Source organism: Deltaproteobacteria bacterium, from assembly GCA_012522415.1.
Classification (GTDB): Bacteria; Desulfobacterota; Syntrophia; order Syntrophales; family JAAYKM01; genus JAAYKM01.
Genome location: JAAYKM010000007.1, coordinates 1 through 10,460, shown reverse-complemented (window position 1 = coordinate 10,460; position 10,460 = coordinate 1). Strand labels below are relative to the sequence as shown.

Annotated in this window: 11 protein-coding genes; 9 read left to right on the top strand and 2 right to left on the bottom strand. The window is 59.5% G+C overall.

Annotation, left to right across the window (positions count from 1 at the left end; genetic code table 11):
* The coding region (locus GX147_00740; protein ID NLN59237.1) for a cobalamin B12-binding domain-containing protein at window positions 1-621 on the bottom strand (621 nt) is incomplete at its 3' end.
* A gap of 25 nt (window positions 622-646) precedes the next feature.
* A complete protein-coding gene (locus GX147_00735; GenBank protein NLN59236.1) occupies window positions 647-1,999 on the bottom strand; it encodes an NADP-dependent malic enzyme in 1,353 nt (450 codons plus the stop codon).
* A gap of 349 nt (window positions 2,000-2,348) precedes the next feature.
* On the opposite strand from GX147_00735, the gene thrC reads away from it, so the two are divergent.
* The 9 genes from thrC (at window position 2,349) to GX147_00690 (ending at window position 10,163) form a co-directional block, all read left to right on the top strand.
* Entirely contained in the window at window positions 2,349-3,722 is a 1,374-nt protein-coding gene (gene thrC, locus GX147_00730) for a threonine synthase (protein ID NLN59235.1), read from the top strand.
* 46 nt (window positions 3,723-3,768) lie between these two features.
* Window positions 3,769-3,915 (top strand): hypothetical protein, encoded by a 147-nt coding sequence (locus GX147_00725; GenBank protein ID NLN59234.1) that lies wholly within the window; start codon window positions 3,769-3,771, stop codon window positions 3,913-3,915.
* Entirely contained in the window at window positions 3,912-5,063 is a 1,152-nt protein-coding gene (locus GX147_00720) for a sodium ion-translocating decarboxylase subunit beta (GenBank protein NLN59233.1), read from the top strand. The genes GX147_00725 and GX147_00720 overlap by 4 nt, the downstream gene beginning before the upstream one ends.
* 197 nt (window positions 5,064-5,260) lie before the next feature.
* On the top strand, window positions 5,261-5,656 hold the full coding sequence (locus GX147_00715) for a hypothetical protein (GenBank protein NLN59232.1): 396 nt from the start codon (window positions 5,261-5,263) through the stop codon (window positions 5,654-5,656).
* A 78-nt stretch (window positions 5,657-5,734) separates the two neighbouring features.
* A complete protein-coding gene (gene trxB / locus GX147_00710) occupies window positions 5,735-6,703 on the top strand; it encodes a thioredoxin-disulfide reductase (protein NLN59231.1) in 969 nt (322 codons plus the stop codon).
* Between the two features lie 332 nt (window positions 6,704-7,035).
* Window positions 7,036-7,866: a prolipoprotein diacylglyceryl transferase gene (locus GX147_00705; protein ID NLN59230.1), complete on the top strand. Its 831-nt coding sequence runs from the start codon at window positions 7,036-7,038 to the stop codon at window positions 7,864-7,866.
* 82 nt (window positions 7,867-7,948) lie between these two features.
* Window positions 7,949-8,080 carry an NAD(P)-binding protein gene (locus tag GX147_00700; protein ID NLN59229.1) on the top strand — a complete coding sequence of 44 codons (132 nt, stop codon included), beginning with the start codon at window positions 7,949-7,951 and terminating at the stop codon, window positions 8,078-8,080.
* Window positions 8,081-8,083: 3 nt separating this feature from the next.
* The gene (locus GX147_00695; protein NLN59228.1) at window positions 8,084-9,283 is read left to right on the top strand and encodes an FAD-dependent oxidoreductase; all 1,200 of its coding nucleotides are present in this window, start codon (window positions 8,084-8,086) and stop codon (window positions 9,281-9,283) included.
* A gap of 61 nt (window positions 9,284-9,344) precedes the next feature.
* Window positions 9,345-10,163 (top strand): RNA methyltransferase, encoded by an 819-nt coding sequence (locus tag GX147_00690; protein NLN59227.1) that lies wholly within the window; start codon window positions 9,345-9,347, stop codon window positions 10,161-10,163.
* Window positions 10,164-10,460 lie beyond the last annotated feature (297 nt).

Here is a 10,460-nt window from a genome sequence, read left to right as displayed (position 1 = left end):
GAAGGGGTCGCGCCAGTCCGGACGGCTGAGCCATGACGAAACCAGCCCGCCCCCCAGAACGATCTTCAGTTCCGGATAATGTTTGCGGAGAAAACCGATGACGGCAAAGCTGCACAGAGCCTGACTCAGATAGTTCAGAGAGATGCCGACGGCCCGGGGATTTCGCCCCTCGATCAGGGCGGACAGGCGCTCCGAAAAATAGGGGTAGAAGGGATTACTCGCCGGGTCCGTCGCCGCGGAAATGAGATCGGCACTCCGCGTCGGGGAAAGCAATGAATCGCTGTAGTCGGTGAGGGTGATGCGGATCCCCCCCTGCCGTTGTGAGGCCGCCAGCACCCGGTTCAGAGACCGGACCGCGCTGCCGTGCCGGTCGACCTGGGCATACGTTTCCCAGGAGGAAAGTTTTTTGAGCTGAGCGGACCGATTTTTCAGGGCCCGCCGGGTCCAGGTATCTTCCGCGCCCTCGGGACATCCCGGGTTTCCAATCAGATGACGAATCCCCTCCAGATTGAGATCGACGACCTGACAGGGGCCGCCGTGGTTGTTCAGAAATCCGGCCAGTCCGGCAATGCCCGCCGGGGCCTCGCAGGACCGCGCTACGGGTGGATGAATCAGAAGCATCCCCATCGGCTCCCGGCAGAGGGAATCAGCCTTGATCCTCGTACGGGGCGATGATGCCTTTATCCATCATCAGGGCCACTTCGTCCCGTGCGCGGCGGATTTTCGACTCCGCCATGGCGAACAGCTCCCGTTCCGTGAATGTCAAACGGGCCACCCCCTGCTGAATGGCCGTTTTTGCCACGGCCACCGCTTCCCGGGGAAAAATTTCCCATTCATCCATGGCAGGCAGCAGATATTCCTCGTGGATACCCTTGTCTTCGGCACAACGGGCCAGTTCGATGGCGGCGGCGATGCACATTTCATCGGTAATGACCCGGGCCATGACATCGAGGGTGCCCCGAAAGATGGCTGGGAAACCGATGGAATTGTTGACCTGGTTGGGGAAGTCGCTGCGGCCCGTCGCCACGATTCGAGCGCCCGCTTCCTTCGCCTCCCAGGGCCAGATTTCCGGCACGGGGTTGGAGCAGGCAAAAACGATGGCGTTGTCCGCCATAGCGCTGATCCAGCTTTTTTCGATCACCCCGGGCCCGGACCTGGAAAGGGCGATCACCACGTCCTGTCCCCGCATGGCTTCTTCCATGCCGCCGTCGCGGTTTTGGGCATTGGTCATTGCGCATAACGCACGCTTCTCTTGGTGGTTCGGGCCGATATCGTCCCGTTTTTTGTTCAGGATCCCCTTGCTATCGACAACCACCATTTTCCCGGGGTCCGCTCCGGCCTTGAAGAGCATTTTCGCGATGCAGACGTTTGCGGCGCCGATCCCGATCAGGGTGATCGCGACCTCCTCCATTTTCTTCCCAACGATCTTCAGCGCGTTGATCAGGCCGGCCACGGTGACGGCGGCGGTCCCCTGCTGGTCATCATGCCATACGGGAATGGATGCTTCCGCCCGCAACCGGTCCAGGATGTAAAAACACTTCGGGTTCTCGATGTCCTCAAGGTTGATGCCGCCGAAGGACGGGGAAATGATTTTTACCGTCCCGATGAACGCATCGGGATCCTTCGTATCCAGGCAGATCGGGAAGGCATCGACACCGCCCAGGTACTTGAAGAGCAGGGCCTTCCCCTCCATGACGGGAAGACCCGCCAGGGGACCGATGTCGCCGAGGCCCAGCACCCGTGTACCGTCGGTGACAATGGCCACGGTGTTGCCCTTGTTCGTGTAATCGAACACCTTTTCAGGATCGGCATGGATTTCCCTGCATGGTTCCGCCACCCCTGGGGTGTACCAGATGGCGAAATCCCGCAGGTCCCGGATGATACATTTGGGTACGATCTCGATCTTGCCCTTATAATAAGGATGCATTTTCAAGGCGTCTTCGGCGGGTTTGTTCGCCCTGGCGATCCGTTCCTCGTTGCTGATTGCCTGGTCCGTCATCGTTTTCTCCTTGCCTCCACACTTTCACTACGATACTTCGCCTGTGTATCACAGTCCTTTTGAGAAATAAAGCGCTGACCGGGATCGAGAACCCGGCTTTTTCAGCCCCTTATCCCTTTGATCGGTATGGTCATGAATCCCCCCGGCACGCACCCGCCGATCGACCAGGGGATTGAAGGCGGGATGAAATTGAAGTTGACGGATTCATGATAACCTTGTAGAAGCGGTGGTGTCGTTCAAAGGGGCGCCGGTGATGAAAAGCCTCATGCGGCGTCAGCCCCTTCACCTGCGTCCGGCGTGATGGTTCCGGGCAGGGCGGGTTCCTTACAAACAGGGATCAACACGTACCATGGCCATACATTACTACAGCACAAACCGGAATCTGGAGCAGGTTCCGGGGATCACCCCTTTCAAACAGAAGGTTTCCTTCCGGGAGGCCCTTCTGCGCGGGCAAGCGCCGGATGAGGGCCTCTTCATGCCCGATCCGATTCCCCCCCTTGACCTTGCCCGGGTGATAGCCCTCAGGGGGGCCCCTTACCCTGAAATCGCCAAACTGGTGGTCCGGACATATCTGAAAGACGAAGTCGGGGCGGATCTGCTCGATGGCCTCGTTGAGGACGCGTACAATTTCAGCATACCCCTTGAAAACGTGTCGGGCCGCAGGTACATCATGCGCCTGGACCAGGGGCCGACGGCCTCTTTCAAGGATTTCGCCGCCAGGTTGATGGCCCGTCTGATGAGCGCCCTGAGGAACAGGGAAAGGACCCTGCATGTACTGGTGGCGACGTCCGGTGATACGGGAAGCGCCGTCGGTGACGCCTTTCACGGTGTCGAGGGTATCCGCGTGACCATTCTCTATCCGCGGGATGAAGTGAGCGCCCGCCAGAAGAAGCAGCTTGACGCCATCGGGGACAATGTGCAGGCCGTATCGGTGGCGGGCAAGTTTGACGACTGCCAGAATCTTGTCAAGGCGGCCTTCGCCGACCCGGCCCTCGCCTTCCTGAATCTGACCTCGGCCAATTCGATCAATTTCGGCCGGATCCTGCCCCAGATGATTTACTACGTTTACGCTTACGCCCAGTTGGCCGACCCGGGCGAGGACATCGTGTTTTCCGTGCCGTCGGGCAACTTTGGTAACGCCCTGGGCTGCGAGTACGCCCGCCGCATGGGCCTGCCGGTCCTGAAACTTGTCATGCCCGTCAACGAGAACGAGGAATTCCCCCGGTATCTCGAAACGGGCGTGTACCAGAAAATTTCACCGTCCATGGCCTGCCTGTCCAACGCCATGAACGTGGGGCATCCGAGCAACCTGGCCCGCTTCTTCGACCTGTACGGCGGCACGGTGGACCGGACCGGCGCTGTTCATGTCTATCCTGACCGGGAGGAAATGCGGAAACGGATCTATTCCATTTCGGTTTCCGACCAGGAAACGGAAGAAACCATCCGCCACGTCCATGAAACGTATGGCGTGCTCCTGGAACCCCACGGCGCCGTCGGCTGGCGCGGGTTGGAAGCCTACCTGGCCCATCATCCGGTGACCTGCCCCTGTGTCAGCCTGGAAACGGCCCACCCGGCCAAGTTCCCCGAAGAGATCGAGAAACTTCTGCATATCCTGCCGGAACTTCCTCGAAGCATGCGGGATATCGACAGCCGCAGGGGAGAATCCCTCACCCTGCCGGCGAATTATACGGATCTCAGGGACTATCTTTTATCTCGGTGTTAAAACGGAGGAAGCGTTTTTATCGAACAGATGCAATGGAGATACGACAATGGAAATAGACAATCTGACCTTCGGCATTACCCTGCTGGTTGTGGGGATGGGCGGCACCCTGGTGACGCTCGGTATCATGGCCCTGGTCATGGCGGGTCTGGGAACGCTTTTCCCCGACAAGCGCGGGAAAGGAGATAACCCATGATCGAGGCCATGATAGGCGGTTTAAGCGGACTGATCGTCGGCTTTCAGCACCTGGCGGTCGACTGGCGTAACCTGATCATGCTTTTCGTCGGGTTTCTTCTCCTTTATCTGGGAATCAAGAAGGACTGTGAACCTCTCCTGCTTCTGCCCATCGGCTTCGGCTGTATCATCACCAATATTCCCTTTGCCGACGTCATGGGAGCGGAAGGGTTCATCAGGATCATTTATGATGCCGGTATTTCGACAGAGTTATTTCCGCTGCTGATCTTCATCGGTATCGGCGCCATGACCGATTTCGGCCCTGTTCTGTCCAGACCCTCGACGTTTCTCCTGGGAGCGGCCGGTCAGTGCGGCATCTTTCTGACCCTGCTGCTGGCCCTCTGGATGGGCTTTCCCAAACTGCACGCTGTCTCCATCGGCATCATCGGAGCCTGTGACGGACCGACGGCCATTTACGTTACGTCGAAATACGCCCCGGAACTCCTGGGAGCGGTGGCTGTGGCGGCCTACTCCTACATGTCCCTGGTGCCGATTATCCAGCCTCCGATCATGCGGGCCTTGACCACGAAAAAGGAACGGATGGTCGTCATGCAATCACAGGCCAAACCCGTTTCCAAAACGACGAAGCTGCTTTTCCCCCTGGTCATCACCGTCCTGGGCGGCCTTATCGCCCCCAAGGGTCTCCCCCTTCTGGCCACGATCATGCTGGGGAACCTGATGCGGGAATCGGGTGTCGTGGCGCGCCTGACCAAGGCATCGGAGAATGAAATCGCCAATGTGGTCACCCTGTTCCTGGGGCTTTGCATCGGGGCGACCATGTCGGGAGAGGCATTTATCAAGCCTCAGACCCTGATCATTCTCGGCCTCGGATTTGTGGCCATCTGTCTCGACACCGTGTGCGGTATCCTGTTCGGGAAAGCCCTCTATGTGATTTCCCGCGGCAAGGTCAACCCCCTGATCGGCGCAGCCGGTATTTCGGCTTTTCCCATGGCGGCCCGGGTGGTCCAGAAGGAAGGCCAGCACTGGAACAAGCGGAATTTTCTCCTCATGCATGCCATGGGCGCCAACGCAGGCGGCCAGATCGGTTCCGTCATCGCCGCGGCGGTGATGCTGTCCGTACTGGCCGGTATGGGGATCATCCCGCAATAAATCACCGGCCTCCGGGAACCGTCTTCACAGGCCCGTTTGCAAAATTCGCCAGACCCTGTCTGAAAACAACCATCGATAATGGGCGGTTCCCATGTATTCAATTCGCCGGAACGACCGGCTGAATACACGGGGCTGAAAAACCTGTGGTCATCCGCGGCGTAATCGTGTATGCCTAAGGCGACAGGAGGATGTACCCGATGGACTTTCACGATATCTCCCCCTGGCGGGTTATCGCATGGATCTTGATCGTCCTGGTCGCCGCGTTCATCGGCCAATTCGGCAAGAGCTTTGCGCAGCACCTCATGAGCCGTTTCCGCAGAAAAAAGACGGGCGGGCGGACGGCGGTTTCGCTGAGTACGGACGAACGGGCGGATGTTTCGCCGAGCACGGAAGGGCGGGCAATGGCTTCGTCGAGTACGGACGGACGGGCGACGGTTTCGCCGAATACGGAAGAACAGGTCCAGGCCCTGGCCGCCACGGAGGCGGCCCTCAAGGCCAAAAAGAAAGAAGAAAAGAACCGGCTGAAAATCAAGAAGAAGGAAGATAAAGCCCGATTGAAAGCGATGAAAGCCGCGGAGAAAAGCGGTTCCTAGCATCCGGCCCGAAAACCCTTCGGGGCCAGGTCGACTTCCGCAGCCGGGGTGAAGAAAAAGAGGGGGTATCTTTAAAACATGTCAGCAATCAACATACCGGAACAGGTTTATGATGTTCTGATCGTCGGCGGGGGGCCGGCGGGTTACACGGCGGGACTCTACGCCGCCCGGGCCGGCCTGAAAACCCTTTTGATCGAGGGGGCGTCCACGGTAAGCCAGATCACGGTCACCGACTGGATTGAAAATTATCCCGGTATGCCGGAAGGGACCGGCGGCTTCGATATGGTCGAGACATTCAAAAAACAGGCCCTGCAGTTCGGCCTCCAGGTGATGCAGGAGGACTGCAGCGCCGTCGAACCCAGAAGCTGGAACGGGACCAGGGGCTGGGCGGTGCTCACTTCCGGGAAACCCCTTGAAACGCTGGCCCTTATTGTGGCGACAGGCGCCCACTGGCGGAAACTCGATGTGCCGGGAGAGGAACTCTACACCGGTCGGGGCGTTTCCTACTGCGCCACCTGTGACGGGCCCTTTTACCGGAACCGGGAAGTTGTCGTAATCGGCGGCGGCGACACGGCGGTGCAGGAAGCCCTTTTCCTGACCCGCTTCTGCTCCAGGGTGACGATCGTTCATCGCCGGGATCGCCTGCGGGCGACGGCGATCCTGCAGCAACGCGCCTTCGCCAACGAGCGGATCGCCTTTGCCTGGCACGCCGTGGTGGACGAGGTGTTGGGGGAGAAGACTGTCACGGGCGTCCGCCTGCGGGATGTCCGGGACACGGGGAAGAGCTGGACTCTCCCCGCGTCGGGGGTGTTCGTTTTCATCGGCCTGATCCCCAACAGTGACCTGGTGTCGGGTCGGGTTGACCTGGCCGGTGACGGGTCCATCGCCGTCGATCGGGACATGCGGACGTCGGCGCCGGGCATCTTCGCCTGCGGTGACTGCACCGACAAGCTGCTCCGACAGGTGGTCACCGCCTGCGGCGACGGGGCGACGGCGGCTTTCGCGGCCCAGCTTTACGTCGAAGACCTGAAAGGCAACGCGTACTGACGGCATCCTGCCGTTTCAGGGGTGTCAAGGGCTCCTTAACCATGTGTCACAACGCCCCCTGTATCCGTCGTGACCGTTCCGGGGAGGAAGGGCGGGTCACAACACGGCGTCACGGTACCCGCCTCGCGTTGGCGCCCGTTTTCCCAGGCGGCGCGGCACATTGAGCCGGGACAGGAAACATCCCTCTTCCGAAGGGGCCGATGGGTTCAATCATGGCCGAATACAACAACAGATCGTGGGGCGGCCGGGAATGATCCGGCGGCCCAGCTTCCGGTCCCCCATGACCGGGTAATTCAATTTTTTCCCGGCCCGGACAGCCGGAGCCGGCAGGAGTGGAAGCGTTGATCGGCTGGCAATCTCTCCCCTTTCATATCAACCCGAACCTGCTGGAAGTGGGCTCGTTTCAACTCCGATATTACAGCCTCATGTATCTGGCCGCTTTCGGTCTGGTCTATCTTCTGGTCAAATACCGAATCAGGAAAGAAAATTATGAATTCGGGGATGACACCCTTCAGGACTACGTCGTTTGGGCGATTCTCGGGGTGATCCTCGGGGGGCGTCTCGGTTATGTTCTTTTCTACAATCCGGGATACTATATGGGGCATCCCCTGGAGATTTTTCTTCCCTTCACGTTTTCGAATGGCTTTCAGTTCACCGGGATCAGCGGCATGTCCTATCACGGCGGTCTTCTCGGTTTCATTTTCGCAACGGCGCTTTTCTGCCGGAAAGCGAAAATACGGTTCTGGCGTTTCATCGACCTCCTCGTTCCGGTCATTCCTCTGGGCTACACGTTCGGCCGAATCGGGAATTTCATCAACGGCGAGCTGTATGGACGCGCCACCGACGCACCCTGGGGCATGATCTTTCCGTCTGATCCGGAGGGGCTTCTTCGCCACCCCTCCCAACTCTACGAGGCCTTCTTCGAGGGGATCGTCCTGTTCGCCGCCCTCTGGATGCTTCGCCGGAGGAGTCCGTTTGAAGGATTCCTTGCGGGGGTATATCTGATCGGTTACGGCATCGTCCGTTTCGCCATCGAGTTTTACCGGGAGCCGGACAGTCACTTGGGCTTTGTCCTGGGACCGTTCAGTATGGGGCAAATACTCTGTCTTGTCATGATCCTGTGCGGCGTCGCCATCTGTGCCATGCGCCGCGTCAGGAAATAGGTCTTGCGTTCGTGGGTTTTGTCGCGGGAAAATCCGGCAAACATCCTTCAACTCACCATTTCACGGAAAGGAGCATGGAGCCATGGGAAAAAAACTGGTTGTCGTGGGTGCCGGCGCCGGCGGGGCGTCGGTCGCGGCGGAAGCAAAGCGTCGCAACCCGGAACTCGACGTGCTGATGATCGAACAGGGAGAACACACATCCGTCGCGGCTTGACCGATGCCCTATTACATCGGTGATGTAATCCAGGGGAAAGAGAAACTGGTGGCGAGAACACCGGAACGCTTCCGTGAAGGGGGAATCGAGGTGTTGATCCAGACACCGGTTACCCGCATCGATACGGAAGCCGCCGCCGTGGGGCTCGCGAACGGGGAAACCGTCGGTTACGACATCCTGGCGATCGGGACGGGAACGCTTCCCATCATGCCCGGCATTCCGGGTCAGGATCTGGAAGGGGTGTTCGTCGTCAAGAGCTTGAACGATGCCATCCGGATCAAGGCCTGGATCGAGGAAAGGCAGGTTCGCAAAGCCGCCATCATCGGCGCCGGCTTCATCGGCATGGAAATGGCCGAAAACCTCCGGCACCGGCATATCGAAACGACGATCATCAACAGGGGCAACCTGCCCGTTACCCGCTGGGATCCGGTTTTTTGCGAGAGGGCCCAGGAGGTCCTGGACAGAAACGGTGTCGTGACCCTGAAGGAAACGGACACGCGGAACATCGAACGGGGAAGCGACGATCGCCTGCACCTGGACACCACGGCCGGTGAATTGACGGTGGATCTCCTCATTCTCGCCATCGGGGTCAAGCCGGATGTGCGGCTGGCCGCGGCGGCCGGGATCCCCCTGGGGAAAAGCGGGGCGATCCAGGTTGATTTTTCCCAGAAAACGTCTTTGGAAAACGTTTACGCCGCCGGTGATTGCTGCGAAGTGTTCAACCGGGTCAGCAAGCGCTGGGTGCATATCCCCCTGGGGGATATCGCCAACAAGCAGGGGCGGGTCGCGGGCCGCAATATCGGGGGCACGCCCATCCTCTTTCCCGGTGTGGTGGCCGCCCAGTCGTTTCGCCTGTTTGATCTGGAAATGGCCGCCACGGGGATCGACGAACGGGAAGCGACCCTGGCGGGTTATCATCCCGCCAGCATCATCATCTGGGGAAACGCCCTCGCCGGCTCCATGCCGGGGAACAGTTCCGTGGGCATCAAGCTGATCGCGGACCGGTCAACGGGCAGACTGCTGGGGGCGCAGGCGATCGGGGGACACGGCGCCGTCAGCCGGATCAACACCCTGTCGTGCGCCCTGTGGGCCGGCCTGGGTCTGGACGAGGTGGCTTACCTCGACCTGGCTTACGCCCCGCCCTTCAGCCCTTCATGGGACCCGATCCATGTGGCGGCCCAGAACCTGCTGAAGAAACTGTGATATGGCAGGCCGTTTCCCGGCGTGTTTGCATAAGGATGGGGTTTTGTAAGGAGGGGGACCCTTGTATCTAAAACCATCCAGGGGGCAGCTCAAATACTGGGCCGGCCTGGGGCACGGGAAGATCCGCCGCCGGGAGGGGCGGTTTCTGGCGGAGGGGGACAAGGTGGTCCGGGAAGCGCTGCGGAGCGGCCGGGAAATCGACGCCTTCCTCTTCCGGAGGGACAGAGACGCAAGCCGGTTCCCCGACATGGCGGAAAAGACAGTCTATGAACTCACCGGGGCTGAGTGGAAGAAAATCAGCCAGGACAAGGAGTCCGAGGGCATCGCCGCCCTCATGCCCGTGCCCCGTTTCCGGTCCGCTGCGGATATTTCACCGGAACGGGAAACCCGTCTCCTGTTGCTTCATCGGGTGGCGAATCCGGCCAACCTCGGGGCGATCCTGCGGTCCGCCCACTGGTTCGGGATCAAAACGGTTCTGCTGAGCGAGGGGTCCGTTGACCTTACCCATCCCAAGGTCATCCGGGCTTCCATGGGCAGCGTCTTCCACCTGGACCTCATCGAACAGGTCGATTTCATGGAGATACTGCCGGAAATCAGGAAACATTACCGCCTGTTTAGCACGGTCACCCGGGGAGACCTGCCGCCCCGGCCCTGGGGGGACACGCCGTCGGCGGTTCTGCTGGGAAACGAGAGTCACGGGTTACCTGAGGCGCTGCTGTCCATGACCGACGAACCCTGGTGCATTCCCCGTACCGGCGACGCCGACTCCCTGAGCCTGCCTCAGGCCGCGGCGGTCATCCTTTACGAGTGGACGAAGGGGCAGGAAGGACCTTCTTACATGTCATTCCGAATCCCGCCGGAGGCGGGTGAGGAATCTTAAACGTAACGCCACCGCTGAAACCTCGGGGGTAAGATTTCTCCCCGGCTTGACAGCCGGGTCGAAATGACATGGGGGGCTGATGCCGGGTCGAAATGACATGGGGGGCTGATGCCGAGTCGAAATGACAAGCCTTTGTTGTCATTCTTCTTCTATGTTAAAAAAAGTCAAGTCGTCACATAGATGGATGCTCTTTCCAACGTTAAAAAGGTTAAGAGAACGATGTATGGGTACGATCTTAAAACCAATCTTCTATCAACAGACAGACCTTTTTGGGTCGCTGCATTGCTTAATCAGGTT